17 protein-coding genes are annotated in these 18,349 nt (G+C 44.4%); 8 read left to right on the plus strand and 9 right to left on the minus strand.

The features are described from left to right. Window positions 1-28: 28 nt before the first annotated feature. Entirely contained in the window at window positions 29-472 is a 444-nt protein-coding gene (locus CAG60_RS14235; protein WP_161439222.1) for an META domain-containing protein, read from the minus strand. 207 nt (window positions 473-679) lie between these two features. Between CAG60_RS14235 and CAG60_RS14240 the strand changes: the two genes are divergently transcribed. Then, window positions 680-934, plus strand: coding sequence for a DUF1289 domain-containing protein (locus tag CAG60_RS14240; protein ID WP_158138536.1), 255 nt, complete (start codon window positions 680-682; stop codon window positions 932-934). A gap of 192 nt (window positions 935-1,126) precedes the next feature. Here CAG60_RS14240 and CAG60_RS14245 read toward each other — a convergent pair whose 3' ends face one another. Next, a complete protein-coding gene (locus tag CAG60_RS14245) occupies window positions 1,127-1,345 on the minus strand; it encodes a hypothetical protein (protein WP_004395125.1) in 219 nt (72 codons plus the stop codon). 202 nt (window positions 1,346-1,547) lie between these two features. After that, complete coding sequence (locus CAG60_RS14250) at window positions 1,548-2,804, minus strand: aromatic amino acid transport family protein (RefSeq protein WP_199249704.1); 1,257 nt, start codon at window positions 2,802-2,804, stop codon at window positions 1,548-1,550. A 401-nt stretch (window positions 2,805-3,205) separates the two neighbouring features. Between CAG60_RS14250 and CAG60_RS14255 the strand changes: the two genes are divergently transcribed. Further along, window positions 3,206-4,069: a DMT family transporter gene (locus CAG60_RS14255; RefSeq protein WP_158138534.1), complete on the plus strand. Its 864-nt coding sequence runs from the start codon at window positions 3,206-3,208 to the stop codon at window positions 4,067-4,069. Between the two features lie 97 nt (window positions 4,070-4,166). Here the strand turns inward: CAG60_RS14255 and CAG60_RS14260 are convergent, their stop codons facing one another. Beyond that, window positions 4,167-5,546: an L-cystine transporter gene (locus tag CAG60_RS14260; protein ID WP_154167976.1), complete on the minus strand. Its 1,380-nt coding sequence runs from the start codon at window positions 5,544-5,546 to the stop codon at window positions 4,167-4,169. A gap of 271 nt (window positions 5,547-5,817) precedes the next feature. Beyond that, window positions 5,818-6,507 (minus strand): NAD(P)H-binding protein, encoded by a 690-nt coding sequence (locus CAG60_RS14265; protein ID WP_161439223.1) that lies wholly within the window; start codon window positions 6,505-6,507, stop codon window positions 5,818-5,820. Between the two features lie 292 nt (window positions 6,508-6,799). Between CAG60_RS14265 and CAG60_RS14270 the strand changes: the two genes are divergently transcribed. The 6 genes from CAG60_RS14270 (at window position 6,800) to CAG60_RS14295 (ending at window position 14,970) form a co-directional block, all read left to right on the plus strand. Then, window positions 6,800-7,828: a succinylglutamate desuccinylase gene (locus CAG60_RS14270; protein ID WP_161439224.1), complete on the plus strand. Its 1,029-nt coding sequence runs from the start codon at window positions 6,800-6,802 to the stop codon at window positions 7,826-7,828. 70 nt (window positions 7,829-7,898) lie between these two features. Beyond that, window positions 7,899-8,894 carry a vitamin B12 ABC transporter permease BtuC gene (btuC, locus tag CAG60_RS14275; RefSeq protein WP_161439225.1) on the plus strand — a complete coding sequence of 332 codons (996 nt, stop codon included), beginning with the start codon at window positions 7,899-7,901 and terminating at the stop codon, window positions 8,892-8,894. Continuing rightward, window positions 8,881-9,636, plus strand: a complete 756-nt coding sequence (gene btuD / locus CAG60_RS14280) for a vitamin B12 ABC transporter ATP-binding protein BtuD (RefSeq protein ID WP_161439226.1) — start codon at window positions 8,881-8,883, stop codon at window positions 9,634-9,636. Before btuC ends, btuD begins: the two co-directional genes overlap by 14 nt. Before the next feature lie 371 nt (window positions 9,637-10,007). Then, window positions 10,008-10,730: a TetR/AcrR family transcriptional regulator gene (locus tag CAG60_RS14285; RefSeq protein WP_158143812.1), complete on the plus strand. Its 723-nt coding sequence runs from the start codon at window positions 10,008-10,010 to the stop codon at window positions 10,728-10,730. A 38-nt stretch (window positions 10,731-10,768) separates the two neighbouring features. Next, window positions 10,769-11,887 carry an efflux RND transporter periplasmic adaptor subunit gene (locus CAG60_RS14290; RefSeq protein WP_154167986.1) on the plus strand — a complete coding sequence of 373 codons (1,119 nt, stop codon included), beginning with the start codon at window positions 10,769-10,771 and terminating at the stop codon, window positions 11,885-11,887. Window positions 11,888-11,895: 8 nt separating this feature from the next. Continuing rightward, on the plus strand, window positions 11,896-14,970 hold the full coding sequence (locus CAG60_RS14295) for an efflux RND transporter permease subunit (RefSeq protein WP_161425548.1): 3,075 nt from the start codon (window positions 11,896-11,898) through the stop codon (window positions 14,968-14,970). A 100-nt stretch (window positions 14,971-15,070) separates the two neighbouring features. Here CAG60_RS14295 and CAG60_RS14300 read toward each other — a convergent pair whose 3' ends face one another. The 4 genes from CAG60_RS14300 to CAG60_RS14315 all read right to left on the minus strand — a co-directional run bounded on the left by CAG60_RS14300 (window position 15,071) and on the right by CAG60_RS14315 (window position 18,308). Beyond that, a complete protein-coding gene (locus CAG60_RS14300) occupies window positions 15,071-15,649 on the minus strand; it encodes a nucleoside triphosphate pyrophosphohydrolase family protein (protein ID WP_161439227.1) in 579 nt (192 codons plus the stop codon). Between the two features lie 218 nt (window positions 15,650-15,867). Continuing rightward, window positions 15,868-16,218, minus strand: a complete 351-nt coding sequence (locus tag CAG60_RS14305) for a DUF2750 domain-containing protein (RefSeq protein WP_004395137.1) — start codon at window positions 16,216-16,218, stop codon at window positions 15,868-15,870. Between the two features lie 116 nt (window positions 16,219-16,334). Further along, window positions 16,335-16,895, minus strand: coding sequence for a DUF1415 domain-containing protein (locus CAG60_RS14310; protein WP_161439228.1), 561 nt, complete (start codon window positions 16,893-16,895; stop codon window positions 16,335-16,337). 216 nt (window positions 16,896-17,111) lie between these two features. Then, window positions 17,112-18,308 carry an MFS transporter gene (locus CAG60_RS14315; RefSeq protein WP_158138529.1) on the minus strand — a complete coding sequence of 399 codons (1,197 nt, stop codon included), beginning with the start codon at window positions 18,306-18,308 and terminating at the stop codon, window positions 17,112-17,114. Window positions 18,309-18,349 lie beyond the last annotated feature (41 nt).

Consider the following 18,349-nt stretch of genomic DNA (forward strand, 5'->3'; position numbering starts at 1 on the left):
CACTGTGAACATGAAAAACCGATGGCTTTTACTTAACCCAATCACTCAACGTGAAAGTAAGTGTATGTGCTTGGTTTTTTAAGGTTAGTGTTTCTTCGGTTAATGTTACATCATTCCAGTCGCTCAATGATTGAGAGACGAGTTGCTCGGTATCCATAACATCACCGATACACATTTTCATCGTCATGCCCATTCTTTCAATACGCAGTTTGTTATCTTTTAGCTCGGTTTGACCGAAAAAGTTGTTACAGCCGGCATTACCACTGGCCATCATTTTTTCGCCAAACTCGAGTCTTGGTGCGTCATAATGCTCATCCATGACCAACGGCTGCCCATCGATATGAGTCAGTTGCCAATGATGATGTTGCAGTACGTCGGCAGTAATCTCGGTTTTATCTTGGTAACCTGCACAAGCAGAGAGTAAGACAGGTAAGGATATTGCGGCAAGTAGGGCTTTTGAACTAAGCTTCATGTGAGAACTCCTAATCAACAATCGGACATCAAATAGCATCAGGACAACCTAATCACGTTAAGTTGATGAGATGATTGGCATAGAGTATAACGAGCCATGATTAAGTTGTGTTAGCGGACTGTCATGCCTAAAGCGTAGGCGATCATGAGATAATCGCTAACCGAATTGTTTATGGGGTCAGATAGGGCATAAAACAATGGAGTGGTTATGGAGCAATTGGAGTTTTTCCAGATCCCAAGCCCTTGTGTGGGTGTCTGTAGCGTGGATGAAAAAGGCTATTGTCAGGGCTGTATGCGTAAAAGAGAGGAACGCTTTACGTGGTTAGATATGACGCCAGCTCAGCAACTGCATGTCATTCATCTTTGTCGGCAACGTTATCGGCGTAAACAACGATCACAGCAAAATCAGGCCAATAAGAGGATGGAAATGGCTAACGAGGATCGACAAAACGAACTGTTCTAGTCGCTCGGTTTCGTACTTTTAAGCGAATGATACTCGATGAACGGCGGTAAAAAAGTGTCACATGAAATCCATTTCTAATCACACCATAGTTGGCAATACCCTAAGGACGACTAGCTGCACATCCAATCGAGTTCGACGTTTGGCCTTCGCATCGGTAGGGTATCAGCAATAAAGTGGTTCGCGAGAGTTGGACTATTTATTATCCCAGTTATCGCTAACCCATCCACCGGCATGCTCATCAAAATGCAAACCTGAGAAAATCCGTTTCGGTTCTTGTTTCGGTTGACTGGTTTTGTTGTGAATTAATGTATTGATGTATTGCGCCATAGGATCGGCATTGGTGGGAGAGGTGTTGCGTTTTGCAACTTCTTTAATCATTTGCAGACGCGAAGTTGCGCTAGAGCGTTTCATGGAATAGCCTCCTAATGTGATGAAGATTACATTACAAGGTACGACTTGGTTAAATATTAGTCAACAAGTTCTGCGAGTATTTTAACTAAAGTATGACGATGATTGATCTTACTCCTTGATAAATAAGTCGTTTCTCCATCACTATAACGCGCCCCTCTCCGCCGATGAGATTCCAGTGGAGAGGAGGAGATGTTACCGAGACTTAATGGAGTAAGCGATAAAGCAAAGCAGAGACTGCCATCATGCCAATGGCAAATACAAAGTAAGTGCTTAGGTGTTTTTTATAACCATTGAGAGCGTTAACACGATAGACGGCAATCATGGGCATGATAAATAAAATTAAGGCGATAACGGGCCCAGATAACGCTTCCATCATACCTAAAATACTTGGGTTGAGTATTGCCGCTGCCCAGATAGTCACAAATAGAAATCCTATTCCTAATTTATTCGCCTGAGCGTAATTGAGAGAGCTGTGCTTAGTCAGCAATCCATTTAGGCTCTCACGAGCCCCTAAAAAGTGCCCTAAGAACGAGGAAGTAATCGCAATAAAAGCCACCAGTGGCCCGAGCGTTGCAATAAACGGATTATCAGTCGCGTTTGCCAAGTAAGACAAAATAGATAAGTTTTGCGTCTTAGCGTCAAGGAGTTGCTCTGGGGATAGCGTTAGCACACATGAAAAAACAAACAGCAATACAAAAGCAATCAGCACTATGCTGGTGCGTTTTAGTATATGTTCACTTTTCTTTAAGGCTTGTTGCTGGTAATAGCGTCGCTGCTTATGAGCAAAACTAGAAATAGCTGCAGCATAACTGAATGAAAAAACAATCACCGGCACTGATAGCCAAGCGGTATGAATAAACTCCCCAGCACTCGGCAAAGCAAGAGAAGGCAGATGCCAGCGTGGAATTAAATAGAGTGATAGAGCGGCTAAAATGGCCGCGAGAGGATAAACCATGACGGCGAATGCGCGTAACATGATTTTTTCACCGCCGAGCATAATCGCAATCAACCCACTGACTAGAACACCGGACAGTAACCAACGAGGCAGAGCGCTGAGCTGTGCTTGGTTAACCCAGAAACTATCAACGGTATTGGTCAGTCCTACGCCATAAATCAATAAGATAGGGAAAATAGACAGAAAGTATAACCATGCAATGGCTCTGCCAGCCGTGACTCCAAAGTGTTCTTCAACCACATCCGTAAAGTCACTGTTAGGATGAGCAGAAGATAAGACGAATCTTGCTAGGCCGCGATGAGAGTAGTACGTCATTGGGTAGGCGAGAAGCGCCATAATCAATAACGGCCAAAACCCACCAAGCCCTAGATTAATGGGTAAAAAAAGAATGCCGGCACCGACGGCGGTACCAAATAAGCTGAGTGACCAATAAGTGTCATGTCGGTTCCAAGCGGTCTTTTCTGGAGTGATGCTAAAATGCAATGCTTCTTGGGAGTCTTTCACTGAAATTAGAGCCATATAGAAATGATAATGTGGTAAAACTTACCACATTTAGTGGATGAAGGCTTTTTGTGGTAGTGGTCACATTCACTGATTAACCCTCAGTTGTCGGCCCAATGGAACTATGTAAAAGTGAAAATATTGGTTTTTTATTCCGATTTTAATGTTTTTATTGGTTTTTAATTTCTATTTTAAGTTAATTTTTAGAGTTGTATGAATTTGAGAACGGCTGTTCTTGATGATTCAGATATCGAATCAATTTCTATTTATGTGTCGCTTGCAGATGGGTTGTTAACACGTTATAGCAAAGCTAAATCATTGATATTTAGTCGATGAAGAGTGGTTTTATTTTTACATTTGGCGCACAATCTGTTCACTCTTTCCTGCCTTTGTGTGACCTTACCATGATGGTTAAATTTCGCGCTGAATCGATTTTTGTATTAACAACATTGCTCGCTGCTGCGGGTTGGGTGTTTTCAAAACAAGCCATTGAAGAATTACCACCGTTTGGCTTTATTGGCTTGCGATTTATTACCGCCTCTCTGATTTTACTGCCGTTTTGTTTCCCAGCTTTAAAAAAAGCCTCTCGACAAGATTGTCTGCGCGCAATGGGGGTCGGCGTCTTTTTAGGGGGTTCGCTTTTTTGCTGGATACATGCGATTTCATTAAGTCCCACCTTGGGCGAAGGTGCATTCATCATGAGTTTGTCGATGCTATTTGTGCCTTTACTTGCTTGGCCGCTCCACGGTAATCGACCGAATCGAGCTTTTTGGCTGGCTTTTCCAATTGCAGTATTAGGATTGTTTTTGCTCTCTTGGAATGGCGCTTGGCAAATTGCGGTCAATCAGTTGTGGTTTTTAGCGGCGGCGATGGGGCTGGCATTACATTTTAACTTCAATAGTCAATACTCCGCAAAATTGCCCGCAATGTTATTAACCACATTACAGCTTTTTACTGTCGGTTGTTTGGGGGTAGTGCTCTGTTGGTTATTTGAACGCTGGCCAGAATCGGTAAGTATTATGACTTGGAAGTGGTTTGCATTGAGCGTGTTATTGGCCACGAGCTTGCGATATCTGATGCAAACTATTGGTCAAAAGCATGCTAATCCGACCAATGCGGCTTTATTAATGTTATTGGAACCGGTGTGGACATTGATTCTTAGTATGCTGGTTTATGCGGAAACCATGCCTTTGAATAAAATCCTTGGTTGTGCTTTGTTGCTTTCGGCGTTAGCACTGTATCGCTTAGGGATCCTGCGTTGGCGATAATAAACGCGACAATTAAGTCATCATTGATAGAAAAAAGAGACAAAAAAGCCGACCAATATACGGGTCGGCTTTTTAGTGTTTAAGCAATCGTTAATGATTAAGACGCTTGGACAGGTTGTGTTTCAGCTTCTGGCTCATGAGTTTGTTTCATGAGTCGACTGGTGATGGTACCCGCTGTCATTGATCCCGATACATTAAGTGCAGTACGTGCCATATCAATCAACGGTTCAATCGAGATAAGCAGTGCTGCGATTGTCACAGGTAACCCCATCGCTGGAAGTACAATCAGCGCGGCAAACGTTGCGCCACCACCAATCCCAGCAATACCAAACGAGCTAATGGTGATCATGGCAATCAATGACAAGATGAAATGGATATCCAGCGGGTTGATCCCCATTGATGGAGCAACCATCACCGCTAGCATTGCAGGATAAATTCCGGCACAGCCATTTTGTCCAATTGTTGCTCCAAATGAGGCTGACAAGTTAGCAATCACTGGTGGTACATTAAGCTTAGTGATCTGAGCTTCGACGTTTAATGGAATGGTGGCCGCTGAGCTACGTGAAGTAAACGCAAAAGTCAGTACTGGCCAAATTTTTTGGAAATAGGTTTTAGGGTTAACGCCAACCAAGGCAACCAATAAACCATGCACAACAAACATCAAAGCAATCGCGAGGTAAGAAGCGACGATAAAGCCGAGCAAGTTTAAAATATCGCTCGCGCTTGATGTTGCAACCATTCTCGCCATCAGTGCGGCAATACCGTAAGGTGTAAGGGCGATGATCATTTTAACCAAGCGCATCACAATGGATTGCAGCGCATCAACAAAGAGGCGAATAGGCGCTTCAAGCTGTTCTTTCTCTTGCATCACTTTACGTGCAGCAATACCAACTAAGATACCGAAAATAACCACTGCGATAATTGAAGATGAACGGGCGCCAGTCAGATCAGCAAAAGGATTTGATGGAATAAAACCGATCAGCATTTGCGGAATGGTTAAGTTAGCAACGGTTGATGCGCGGGATTCAAGTTGTCCCATTCGAGCCACTTCACGTGTGCCTTCGGTTAGCCCTTCAGCGGTTAAGCCAAACGCATGAGTGATCAAAATACCAATCAAAGCGGCAATCGCTGTTGTGAACAGCAAAATTGAGATGGTGAGAAAAGAGATTTTACCCAATGAACCGCTGTTATCCAGTTTCACCACGGCAGAAATCATCGATACTAATACTAATGGCATGATAACCATTTTCAGTAGTTCGACATAGCCGCTACCAACAATCGAAATCCATGAGAGCACATCGCGGATAACGGGACTACCTTGGTTAAAAATAAGCTGAAGCGCGAGTCCAAAGACACTACCAAGCACTAGACCTAATAGAACTAAGCGCGATAATGAATGGCTTTTTTTCTGTTGACCAAACAGGAACAGCAAAATACCGACAAATACCGCAAGCATAGCGATAGCTGCAACTGACATAATAGACATCCTTAACAGGGGTAAAACAACACTTAATTTAACCGTGCAGAAAGTTAAGTCCATTAACGTTATCTGGTAGCGTCATCCATTGCATTTAAGCTGCTACAGCTCTGCGCCGATAAATGGTGTAGGTATAGGGGTAATAAGACAGGCTGAGAATAGCGTGATCTAAATCAACCTTAAAAGACCAAAACGGCATAATGTAGAACAAATAGTTATTGAGCGCTTTATTTGGCTGTATTGGCATCGGTGTGGTGATTAAGTGGTCGGTTTATTGGTATTTTTTGATCAGATCATGCATCGCTACGGAGGGTAAAACGGTAACTCGTTTGGTTGATTGATCAAATAAAGCGTACAAGAGTGCTTGAGCGACCTTATCGGCGTCAATCGGGATCAGGTTTTTTAGGCGACCAAATAGAAAAAATTGTCCTAATTTCATGATTCGTTGTAGCCAAATTTCATCATTTCTCGGCTGTTCACGTTGGCCGACTAACGGACCTGGACGAACAAACACCAGATGATCAAACCCAAGCCGACGAATGGTTTCTTCCATGCGTCCTTTGCAGCGTAAGTAATGGGAGCGGGCACTGGGATTGGCTCCGTAGCTAGAGACAATCGCAAGCCGAGTCACGCCCAAGATTTTCATACTGTGCGCCACCTGACAAACCAATTCAAAATCCACTTTCTCCAAAGCGTGTTTAGAGCCGGCTTGCTTAAGCGTTGTGCCGAGCGCGATAATGCCATACTGAGGGCGAGGCTGCTGCTCAGGCCAGTGGGTAATACTGAGTTCAGAATCAATCAACTCCGTTAATTTAGGATGAGGCAGCGATAAACTCCGTCGATTCAATGCATAGATATGTTGGATGGCAGGTTCAGCTAATAAGCGTCGTAATACGCAAGTGCCGACTAAGCCGGTGGCGCCTGCAATCATGATCACCGGGTCTTGAGTTATGTTATTCATACTGATTCCTAAAATTCGTCGCTATCCAAAGTGTGTATCCCCTTCGTGCTTGAAACTGCAACGCCAAGTCGTTTGGGTGTATGCTGATCATATCAAGTGGTTGACTATCAGCACGAATAACCCAACTCTAGTGCATTAGCAATATTTAGTGTTAGAATTCGGGGAGTTAAATCCGTTTGTGATGCTTACTTGCAGGTTATTCAGCGTTCGGGTTTTGATAAGTGAGATCCTCTCTACATAAATTGGCTAAACAATTCTTTACCATACCCGCTGTGCAATAAAGGAGTAGCGCATGACGACATCCCTCTTTCGACGATCTTTTCTTTTCGATAGTTTGGATATTGACCAGCCGATGGTCAGCGAAGAAATCACCACTCAAGCCGGCGTCCGACTTAAACTGTGGCAACGTGGTGTTCTTGAAGTATTACCAGCACACTATTCTGCGGATAGTAAAAATATCGTCATATCCTGTGGTGTGCATGGTGATGAAACCGCGCCAATGGAGCTGGTCGATAAAATTATTGATGATATCGTCAGCGGATTTCAACGTGTGCAGCAGCGCTGTTTATTTATTGTCGCTCATCCACAAGCCACTTTGCGCCATACCCGTTTTATAGAAGAAAATCTCAACCGATTATTTGATGATAAGCCTCATGCTGCGAGTTTAGAAGCGGATATCGCTACCAACTTAAAAGCGCAGGTCAGCCAGTTTTTTAATAAAACGGCACCAGAGACTCGCTGGCATCTCGATTTACACTGTGCGATTCGTTTGTCAAAGCATTATTCATTTGCTGTCAGCCCGAAAACTCGTCATCCAGTCCGTAGTCGTGCTTTGATGGCATTTATCGAGAGCGCACACATTGAAGCCGTCATGCTTTCTAATGCTCCTGCAAGTACCTTTAGCTGGTTCAGTGCCGAGCATTTTGCTGCGCAAGCGATGACCGTTGAACTCGGTCAAGTGGCAAAACTGGGTGAAAATGATTTGGCACGCCTTGCCGCATTTGATCTCGCATTACGCGATTTAATCGCGGCAGAGCAGTCGGAACATTTAGCCAAGAAAACCATCATGTATCGAGTGAGTCGAACGATTGTTCGCTTACACGAAGATTTTGATTTTCGCTTTGGTGACGATGTAGAAAACTTTACCTCTTTTATGCATGGGGAAGTATTTGGCCATGATGGCGATAAACCCTTAATGGCGAAGAATGAAGGGGAGGAGATCGTGTTTCCCAACCGCAAGGTGGCGATTGGTCAACGTGCGGCCTTAATGGTCTGCAAGGTAGATACTCGATATGAAGATGATCAATTGGTTTATGATTAAGTAAAGCACTTGAGCTTCAATGGGGTTAACGATAAGGTTAGCCCCATTATTTTTTTATGCTATTAGGCCGATGAACTTCAACCAATTAATTGCCAACAAACAGCGCCGCTGGCGATGGGTGATTGGTAGTTTTACTTGCCTGTTATTCATATTAAGTGCGACTTATTTAATGGTCGGTGAGCGTTTTATCGGGCTGGATTCAGATTGGACGATTCTTGAACAACAATTGGTCTTAGAGTTACGCCTACCTCGATTACTGGCGGCTATCATTATCGGTAGCGCACTGGCCTTGTCGGGAGCTACGTTACAGGTACTATTGGGTAACGTATTAGCCGAACCGGGAATCTTGGGGATTTCTGGTGGTGCCAGTGTGGCGATGGTGATTGTCTTATTCTTTTTTCCTACCTTTGCTACGCCATCGCTGTTTATGTTAGCTGCCGTGATGGGCGCGCTAGTTTTTACCTTTCTTTTGGTATCGATTGCTAAGTTGACGAGTTTAACCACTACGCGTCTTTTGCTGGTTGGGGTTGCTTTAGGCATCCTGTCCGGCTCGATAGTGACATGGGCTTTTTATTTTAGTGATAACTTGAGTCTAAGGCAGCTGATGTATTGGCTGATGGGCAGTTTAAGTGGTGTCAGTTGGTATCAACATGCTCTGTCTCTTTTGGCGTTACCCGTTATTATCTGGTTACTGTTTCAAGGACGATCTCTTGATCAATTGATGCTAGGTGAAACTCATGCCAAACAACTCGGATTAGACGTAATAGCAATACGTTGGAAATTGATTGTTGCTATCTCATTATTAGTTGGTGTGAGTGTTGCTTTAGCTGGCATCATTGGCTTCATTGGTTTGGTTATTCCACATTTGTTGCGTCTTGTATTGGGGAGTGAGCATCGTATGTTGTTGCCTGCTTGCGCTGTGTGTGGTGCTCTGCTGCTGGTGGCGGCTGATATGTTGGCAAGGCTTGCTCTTACGTCCGCCGAATTGCCTGTTGGTGTGGTGACGACAACCATTGGAGCCCCAATCTTTATTTGGATGCTGGTGAGAAGTCATGATAAACGTTAGTCATTTACACGTTGGGCAACGTTTACTGCCGCTTTCTTTTCAATCGGTAGCCGGAGAAGTGCTGCATGTGATTGGTCCTAATGGGAGTGGTAAAAGTACTTTATTAGCAGCGATAGCGGGGATCATCACTAGCCAAGGTTCGGTGCAGTTAGACGATGTCGATTTATTGTCACTCTCATTACCCGCACAAGCTCAGGTTCGTGCCTACTTATCGCAAAGTGATAAACCTGCTTTTTATCTTGATGTGTTTCAATATTTAGAGTTATCCCTTCCCCAAGAGGTCAGTTATCAGGAACCTCGAGTCAGCGAAGTACTGCAAGAATTGGTCACACTGCTGGGTTTACAAAATAAGCTCTATCGTTCTATCCACCATTTATCGGGTGGAGAGTGGCAGAGGGTACGTTTAGCGGGTAGCTGCCTACAAATTTGGCCGACATTAAATCCATTTGGCCGATTACTGATCCTCGATGAACCTGCGGCTCCGTTAGATATTGCGCAAGAGCGACTGTTGTACGATCTCATTCAGCGTATTGCCAGTGATGGCATCACGGTCATTATGGCTAACCATGATTTAAATCGTTCGTTGCGTTATGCCGATAGGGTATTGCTATTGGATAATGGGGTCATGCATTCATTGGGTGAACCTCGACAAGTGTTAACAGCCGAGCATATCCAACACGTTTTTCATACCGCCGTTCAACAAGTGGAGATTGCAGGGCAGCCTTATTTAGTCTTTGATTGATGGTGGTGCATCAAGCACCATCGTGGTTCAATAATGATTAGCCTTTGGCAATGGTGCTTTATAAAAATCCTTTATAAACAATAAGATGGTTGATTGTAAAAACTTGGCATGCCAATCGCATTAAACGTATTGATACATTCTCGTTCTTGTTAGACTTTGATAGTCTTTAGCCACCTTGCCCTTAAGGTGGCTTTTTTTATTCTTTTCCCTGCCTATTCTTGCTTATTCCATCGATGGGGAGTCATTGATGAGAATGAATGATGTTGCAGTTCACATTTTGATACAAATTGTGAACTAAGTGTGAACAATGAAAATTGATCGCTTTTTGAATCACGTTCATAATCTGTTTCCCATTCAAGTATGGTTTGATTATGACAACATCAGAAAGAAAGCTTCGTGAGCGACAAGAAAGAGAACAACTGTTCTTAATGACCGCTTGCGACATGATTGAGCAAGATGGATTCTTGAATTTACACATGGCGAAATTGGCTAAGCAATGTCAATACGCGACGGGGACGCTCTATCAACATTTTGCAAGCCGAGAGGATTTATTGGCCGCTATTGTCGGCTTAAAGGCAGCGGATAGAACCGAACGTTTTGAATGTATTGCTCAATTGGAGGTCAGCGGGCGCGATAAAATGTTGGCTTTAGCGATTGCCGATCGTTTATTTCAGCAGCGTTATCCGCAACATGCCAAATTAGAACAATACGTTTTTACGGAAGCAGTATGGGAAAATGTCTCTGTCGCTCATAAGCAGAAAATTTTCCAATCCTGTAAACCAATTGGCGAGATCGTCAGTAGAATAACCCAAGATGCGCTTGATTGCGGTGAGCTGCCTGATTATGGCTATCACGCAATGGATCTCTCTTTAGCGCCTTGGGCGCAGTGTCAAGGCCACCATGCTTTGGTTAATGCCGATGGCTTACTAGAGGCATTAGCGGTATCACCTAATTCGATGCAACTTTATCGTAACATCACGATGCTACTTAATGGGATGGAGTGGCAGCCCTTATTATCACTGGAGGATAACGTTATTTTACAAAAAGTAACGGCATTGAAAATCGAACTAGAAAAGTATCCTGCTTTTCACTAACCCTTTTTATTTTTAGGATCAACCAGCAAGGAGTTTTCATGTTAAAACGCATGATCCTGATGTTAATCGTCAGTACGCTGATTTTTGGTGGCATTTTTGCCTACAAAGCGGTCGGCAACCATTTTATGAATCAATTTTTCGATAACATGCCGATTCCACCGGTAACCGTGACGGCTAGCGAAGTCACCACCGATGAATGGCAGCCCTTTGTCAGTGCAATTGGTAGTTTTGTCGCCGTTAATAGCACCGATTTAACCACTGAAGCGAGTGGTATCATCAACGGTATCCATTTTGCTAACGGTAGTAATATCAAAAAAGGGACGCTACTTGTCACTTTGGATGATTCGGTCGATAGAGCGGAGCTAAAAAGATTACAAGCGGTGGAAGAGTTAGCCAATATCGAGTTGACGCGTTATCAGCGTCTGTTCCGCGAGAAAAATGTCTCTGAGTCAGAGCTACGTCGCAGTGAGAGTGAAGCCAAGCAAGCGTCTGCCGCAGTAGAAAGCCAACGAGCTCGGATCGCGCAAAAGACCATTCTTGCCCCTTTTGATGGTATTGCTGGATTGCGCCAAGTCAGCTTGGGTCAGCTACTGTCTCCGGGTAGTGTCGTTGTCTCATTACAATCATTTGCCCCAATTTATCTCAACTTCACTTTACCCGAGCAGCAGTTGGCTAATATTCGTCTAGGAGAAAGCGTGCAAGTCAACGTTGATTCCGTTGCTGGCCGAGTTTTCACCGGGAAAATTACTGCTATAGCGCCTTCAGTTCGCGAAGCAAGTCGAAGTATTGAAGTACAAGCCACTCTGGATAACCAAGATCTCGCATTGCGTCCGGGTATGTTTGCTCGCGTGCAATTGGATACGGGGAAACCACGTTCAGTTAGCTTAATTCCGCAAACCGCGATTCAGTTTAACCCTTATGGTAACTCAGTATTTGTGATTGAAGAGCAAGATGACAAGTTAGTGGTACAACAACGGTTTGTGCAAACGGGTGAGCGTCGTGGCGATCTGATTGCGGTGGAACAAGGCTTAGAGGTTGGCGATCGGATTGTAACCTCCGGCTTACTCAAGTTACGTAATGGGTCACAAATCATAATTAGTGACAATCCGCGTGTTCAACCGAGTGCGGAAGTGAACCCATCACCCGCGAATCAGTAGGAGTATTCATGCGTTTTACTGATGTTTTTATTAAAAAACCGATCTTAGCATCGGTGGTGAGCTTATTCATTATCTTACTTGGTTTACGAGCCATTATGGATATGAATGTTCGCCAATTCCCTGAGATCCAAAATGCGGTGATCAGTGTCAGTACCACTTATGTCGGAGCTGATGCGGATCTTATCCAAGGTTTTATCACCACACCATTAGAGCGGGAAATTGCCGCAGCAGAAGGGATTGATTATTTAGTCTCTACGTCGGTCGCGGGTAATAGTACCATCGAAGCGTATTTACGCCTCGATTACGATCCTAACCAAGCGTTGACGCAAATTGCTGCTCAGGTGAATAAGGTTCGCTCAGAGTTACCGGAAAACGCTCGTGAACCGGTGGTGACCTTAAAAGTCGGCGAAAGTGTCGCGGCGATGTATTTGGCGTTCTACTCAGAAGTATTGGGTGATAACCAAATCACCGATTACTTAGTTCGAGTTGTAGAACCTCAGCTATCGACCATTCCTGGCGTGCAACGAGCGGAAATTCTTGGTGCACGTACGTTTGCTATGCGAGTCTGGCTAGATTCAGTCAAAATGGCCGCGTATGGTTTAACGGGGAGCGATGTCGCGACGGCGTTACGCAGTAACAACGTATTAGCGGCGTTAGGTCGTACTAAAGGGCAGATGGTCGCGATTGACTTAACGGCGGCGACTGATTTACGCGATGTTGAAGAATTTAAACAACTGGTGGTCAGCAGTGACGGTCAAAGCGTTGTTCGTTTAGCCGATGTTGCAGAGGTTGAATTAGGCGCTGAGAACTACGAGAGTTCGGTGAGCTTTAATGGCTTAGCTGCAACCTTTATTGGTATCGAAGTCTCTCCGGATGCGAATGCGTTGGATGTGATCGCAGATGTTCGTCAAGTGTGGGATCAAGATATTATTCCTCAGCTGCCTCAAGGACTTTCTGCGTACATCGCTTATGACTCGACGGAATATATCGAAAATGCCATTGATGAAGTAGTGATGTCGATTATTTTGGCGTTGGCAATCGTTGTTTTCGTTATTTATGCGTTTTTAGGCTCGTTTCGCTCGGTTATCATCCCTGCGGTGGCGATACCTGTATCGTTGATTGGTACTTTTTTCTTGATGTGGTTGTTAGGTTTCTCTATCAACTTACTGACGCTACTGGCGATGGTACTGGCGATTGGGGTTGTGGTCGATGATGCGATCATCATGCTCGAAAACATTCACCGTCATATTGAAGAAGGTAAAAGTCGTATTGATGCGGCGATCCAAGGGGCGCGTGAGCTTGCATGGCCAATCATTACCATGTCAACGACCTTGGTTGCGGTTTTTCTACCGATCGGTTTTGTTGGTGGTTTGACGGGCGTATTATTCGTTGAATTTGCGTTTACTCTTGCAGCATCGGTTATTCTATCGGGTATTGTTGCGTTAACGTTATCGCCAGTAATGTGTGCTTATATTCTTAAGCCACACAGCAGCGATAACAAAAAAGAGAAATCGCTTGAGCAGTGGTTAGATAAGCAGTTTGACCGATTACATCATTCGTACCAACGCACGCTGCACAGCTTACTGGATAGTAAGAGTGTCGTGTTAACCTTTGGTGCGATTGTACTGGTTTCTTGTTACTTCTTATTTATCACCAGTCCTTCAGAGTTAGAGCCACCAGAAGACCAAGGTTTCGTCTTCTCTATTTTGGAAAGCGATAGCTATCATACGCTGGATGCGTTAACACAAAATACTCAAGAACTGGATAATTTGGTTGATGATGTCGAGGAAATTGAAAATGTCTTCATCATTAATGGGTTAGGTGGAACCAATAAAGCGATTGCCGGTATTGTGTTAGCGCCTTGGGAGCGTCGTGATAGGCTCACTCATGATGTGCTGGCTAAAGACATTCAGCCTTTTCTTGCTCAGCAACCCGCGCTTAATAGTTTTGCTTTAGTGCCACCGTCACTGCCCTCTCCTGGTGGTGGTACACCGGTTGAATTTATTATCGGCTCAACTCAACCTTTTGAAGCACTGCAAGAGGTGGTACAAGAGATCTTAGGCCGAGCAATGGCGAGCGGACGCTTTATCTTTGTTGACAGCGATTTGAAAATTAATCGTCCTCGACAAACCGTCGAAGTGGATCGTGAAAAAGCGGCGCTGATGGGCGTGTCGATGCAGCAAATTGCCGCTGACTTAGGCAGTCTGCTGTCTGGCGCTGATACTGGACGCTTCTCACTGGATAACCGCTCTTATCGCGTGATTCCACAGGTTGAGCGCAGCGAACGTCTTAATCCAGAGCAGTTGACTAATTATTATACCCGCAACCAACAAGGGGAGTTAGTGCCACTGTCTGCCTTAGTAACGCTGAGTGAATCGGTTCAGCCACAAGCTCTACGTGGATTCCAACAGCTTAATGCGGTGAAAATTTCTGGTGTGCCACGTCCGGGTGTTCCACTCGGTGAAGCGTTAGCCGTACTTGATAATATTGCGGCAGAAGTTATGCCTGCTGGGTTTAGCGTCGATTATTCCGGACAATCTCGTCAATATAAGAGTGAGGGGCAGCAACTGGTTGTGACGTTCTTCTTTGCATTGATTGTGATTTTCTTGATCCTTGCCGCTCAGTTTGAGTCATTTAAGAACGCGATCATTATCATGGTTACCGTACCGATGAGTGTGTGTGGCGCATTGATTTTTACCAGCCTCGGTTTCACTAGCATCAACATCTATACCCAAGTGGGTTTGTTGACGCTGGTCGGATTGATCGCTAAACACGGTATCTTGATTGTGGAATTTGCCAATCAATTACAAATGGATGGTAAGAGTAAGCGCGATGCGATTGAAGAAGCCACTGCGATTCGTCTACGACCTATTTTGATGACGACCGCGGCAACCGTATTGGCAATGATCCCACTATTAATTGCGACCGGTGCTGGTGCTGGCTCTCGTTACGCGATGGGCTTAGTGATTGCTAGTGGCATGTCGATTGGTACGCTGTTTACCTTATTTGTTGTTCCGGCCATGTATTTACTGTTGGCTAAAGATTTACACCAAGGTCAAGTTGAGTCAGAGGCCTCAGCATAAGGCGATGGTGATTAATTCAGTCTAATAAAATGGCCGTCTCGTTAAAGAGACGGCCATTTTTATATTGGATAGCCTTAGACAACACAATGATCGAATCAGTTTACGATTGGGTTAGCGCGGCTAAGTTCGCGGGACGATAATAGACCGATTTTAGCACCTTACCTTGACGAATGGTTTTGCCTTCCATCACGACATCCTTAGCACATTTAGCAATGATGTAATCGCCTTTTTGTACTGCCGTCAGCGGGATATTTTGTTTGGCGTAAAACGCTTCAGTATCGATAAACTCTTGCTCGTTACGACAGACTTTGCTCATGTTTGAGGCATGCACTTCATCCCAGCAGGGAAGAAAATCTATCCCACGATTAACGGCAACATTTAACAGCAAATCAATAAGATAACTGATTGTTAGGTTGTCGGTAATCTGAGTGTGCCCCAAATGTACCAGGCGTCCCATTAAGACATAGACGCTATCAACAATCGCATCGGCTTGCTCGGTTGTACAGTCAGCTTCTGCCAGCTCAGTCAGCTCTTCAATAATTAAAGACGTATGCAGGGTATCGGCTTGGCTATCTAAGCTCGATGGATCAGCGACAGGGAGATCAAACGTATGACGAAATTCGCTAATATCACGATAGAGGTGTTGGTAGATATCTTCAGTCAACTTAGATAAATGCATGGTTTAGTCCGTGGTTGAAATAGTTTAAAGAGTGTATAGATAGGCGTTAATGGCAGCCGTTTAATCACCCACTTGGTTAATACCGTGGTGATTGTTGCTTCTCGTAAACGAACGACAATATCGGTCGATAGGAGAGCGAATAGTATTGGTTTAGCGCTTAGCGTTGAGGCATAAAAAGAGACAAGACGCGATCAGCGCCTTGTCTATGATCACTGGGATTATAGGTATAGCTTAGCCAGTTCAGAAGATTCCATCTCTTTACCGTCTAGTGTGGCATTCCAGTTTGGCCCAATTAGCACGCCGTCTTCGGCTAAAGTGATTAACCAATCTTCGACAAAGATATCCAGAGGGATCTCAAGCACTTCAAAATCAGACCACTCTTCAACGTTATGCAGTTGAGCATCTTCTTTTGAAGACCAAAAAGGCATCACTTCACTGTCTTCAAACTCAGTCGATTCACAAGAAAGCCAGCCTTCTTCATTGCGTAGTCCCCATACCAATTTGTTTTCTTGGGACTCTTTGATGAAAAGATCCAGGTTCGCTTGAATATCTGCTGTTAATTTGCTCATTTTATTCTCTCACTAAGAATGATGCGACTAGAGTAGCATTTTCAAGGCATAAATCCCATTAAGATTTCGATAATATCCGGTCACTGGCGAAGAGTCATTCGTCGCTTTTCTCGCTCCTATTGATTAAATAAATAAGGGAAAAGCGCCTTGCGTTCAGCGGGAGAGAGCTGACTAACACGTTGAATATTTATCTCAGGAATCGCTTCTGGGTTCGGATAATGTTTCAGTACTCTTTCCATGCTTTGTTCACGGATTAAATGAAAGATAGGATAGGGTGAACGGTTAGTTAAGTTCTCATCATCTTCTGGGCAGGTTCCAGCAAAACAATAATCAGGATGAAAGGTCGCGACTTGGAAAATGCCTTCCCAGTCTTGCTGACGAATCAAGGCTTCAACCCAATCGATAAAAAAGTTGTAGTCCATAAAGTCATCTAACATATTAGGGACCACTACTAAGGTTGTCTCTAGCTCTTGTGCTTCTTTCGTATCCAGTTCGAGTAATTGATCAAGAATATCTTGTAGCAGCGCTTCTTCACGGCTCGCTTGACTAACGAAAATTTTAATCTGGTGATTGCGTTGAGGTTTTGCAGCAAATGGACATAAGTTTAAACCAATCACGACGTCATTGAGCCATTGATTGACATGTTCGGTAATCGTTGAGGGACTAAGTGTTGACATAATGGTTGAGCACATTGATTAATACCCCTTTACCACTTGAAATCGCAGCAGTGTTGGCGAGCTTCGTCTATTCCCATCAGCATCGCTGATTGATGCTGACTGGAATTGATTCACTGATCGCCTACCTATTGTTCCAAGTCGTTTGGGTATAGTGATGAATAAGCGTCTTAGCAGCGTAATACTACTCAGACATAGAGTAATATCAGATTGTATCGGTTACTTACTGTTGATCGCCACTTTTTCTTGCTTTGGGTATAGCTGCCAGCAAAGTAAGAATAAAATCAAATAACACACCGTGCCACCAAGAGTAACCATTACCCAGCCTCCCTGTTGCCAGCAATAGAGCAGGTAAAATCCGCCCAGACTACCTCCTACGTAGTAATGTACTAGGTACAGTGCGGTCGCGGTTGCTTTGGCTTGAACCGCTTTTTGACTGACCCAAGCATAAGCTAAGGTATGAGTGAAAAAAGCGCCAAAGCTTATCAAAAGTAAACCAAACACCATAAACCATAATGATTCGACGGCGGCCAGCCACATTCCGGCCATACTGACCATGGCACCAAGAATCATCCCGGCGACAGGATGATAATGCGATGTCCAGCGGTTTGTGAGTCGTGAGCTGATGGTGCCAGCGAGATAACAAAGAAAGATTAATGAGGCAATGCCAACGGGTAGCGCATACGGATCTGCGACTAAGCGAAAACCCATTACCGAATAGAGATTAACGAACAAAGCAAAGTTGGTGCCACCGATGAGCATGGCTAACCATAAGTTACGTTGTCTTAGATGAGATATGAGTGCTTGATTATGTTGTAAAAAACGCCCACGTTGTGGCGTAAAATGGTGTTGTACGGGCAAAGAAAAATAAACAATCAATGCGCCAAATAAAGTAAAGATAGCCATAGCAACGACGGCCGTTTGCCAGCCAAAAGCATCCGTTAACAACCCGCCAGCAATACGACCACTGATCCCCCCAAGTGAATTGGCGGCGATATATCCACCAATCGCTTTGTTAAACGCTTGTGGCGATAATTCTTCGACCATATAAGCCACCGCAACAGACGCAAAAGCGGCTAGGGCAATCCCCATCAAAGCTCGACTGATGATCAGTACCCATAATTGATCGCTCAATAGAGTGAGTAATCCAAACCATGGCATGGCAAACAGCCCGAGCAGCATCACCCCGCGACGGCCAAAAACTTCAGAACTGATCGCCCAAGGCACTAAGCTTACCGATAATGCTAACGTTGAGGCAGCAAACAGCCAGTTAATTTGTGTTTCTGACACCGCAAAGTGTTGAGCCAGATAAGGCAGCATTGGTTGGAAAAGATACAAGTTACAGAAGATCAAAAAAGATCCAAGTGCAAGAGCAAACGTAACTCGGCGATAGGCTGGGCTGTGTTGTTCAATCATACGTTTTATTGACCAGGTGAAGTCGTTAGGGAAGCTTAATG

Origin of the sequence: Vibrio sp. V33_P6A3T137, assembly GCF_009904835.1 — a bacterium.
Classification (GTDB): Bacteria; Pseudomonadota; Gammaproteobacteria; order Enterobacterales; family Vibrionaceae; genus Vibrio; species Vibrio metschnikovii.

What these genes read in the sequence shown, in the direction of transcription:
- btuD (WP_161439226.1), top strand. Translation starts at nt 8,881, where the DNA reads ATGATAAACGTTAGTCATTTACACGTTGGGCAACGTTTACTGCCGCTT.
- CAG60_RS14300 (WP_161439227.1), bottom strand. Translation starts at nt 15,649, where the DNA reads ATGCATTTATCTAAGTTGACTGAAGATATCTACCAACACCTCTATCGT.
- CAG60_RS14245 (WP_004395125.1), bottom strand. Translation starts at nt 1,345, where the DNA reads ATGAAACGCTCTAGCGCAACTTCGCGTCTGCAAATGATTAAAGAAGTT.
- CAG60_RS14255 (WP_158138534.1), top strand. Translation starts at nt 3,206, where the DNA reads ATGATGGTTAAATTTCGCGCTGAATCGATTTTTGTATTAACAACATTG.
- CAG60_RS14290 (WP_154167986.1), top strand. Translation starts at nt 10,769, where the DNA reads ATGTTAAAACGCATGATCCTGATGTTAATCGTCAGTACGCTGATTTTT.
- CAG60_RS14295 (WP_161425548.1), top strand. Translation starts at nt 11,896, where the DNA reads ATGCGTTTTACTGATGTTTTTATTAAAAAACCGATCTTAGCATCGGTG.
- CAG60_RS14260 (WP_154167976.1), bottom strand. Translation starts at nt 5,546, where the DNA reads ATGTCAGTTGCAGCTATCGCTATGCTTGCGGTATTTGTCGGTATTTTG.
- CAG60_RS14270 (WP_161439224.1), top strand. Translation starts at nt 6,800, where the DNA reads ATGACGACATCCCTCTTTCGACGATCTTTTCTTTTCGATAGTTTGGAT.
- CAG60_RS14235 (WP_161439222.1), bottom strand. Translation starts at nt 472, where the DNA reads ATGAAGCTTAGTTCAAAAGCCCTACTTGCCGCAATATCCTTACCTGTC.
- CAG60_RS14310 (WP_161439228.1), bottom strand. Translation starts at nt 16,895, where the DNA reads ATGTCAACACTTAGTCCCTCAACGATTACCGAACATGTCAATCAATGG.
- CAG60_RS14240 (WP_158138536.1), top strand. Translation starts at nt 680, where the DNA reads ATGGAGCAATTGGAGTTTTTCCAGATCCCAAGCCCTTGTGTGGGTGTC.
- CAG60_RS14285 (WP_158143812.1), top strand. Translation starts at nt 10,008, where the DNA reads ATGACAACATCAGAAAGAAAGCTTCGTGAGCGACAAGAAAGAGAACAA.
- CAG60_RS14315 (WP_158138529.1), bottom strand. Translation starts at nt 18,308, where the DNA reads ATGATTGAACAACACAGCCCAGCCTATCGCCGAGTTACGTTTGCTCTT.
- CAG60_RS14305 (WP_004395137.1), bottom strand. Translation starts at nt 16,218, where the DNA reads ATGAGCAAATTAACAGCAGATATTCAAGCGAACCTGGATCTTTTCATC.
- btuC (WP_161439225.1), top strand. Translation starts at nt 7,899, where the DNA reads ATGAACTTCAACCAATTAATTGCCAACAAACAGCGCCGCTGGCGATGG.
- CAG60_RS14265 (WP_161439223.1), bottom strand. Translation starts at nt 6,507, where the DNA reads ATGAATAACATAACTCAAGACCCGGTGATCATGATTGCAGGCGCCACC.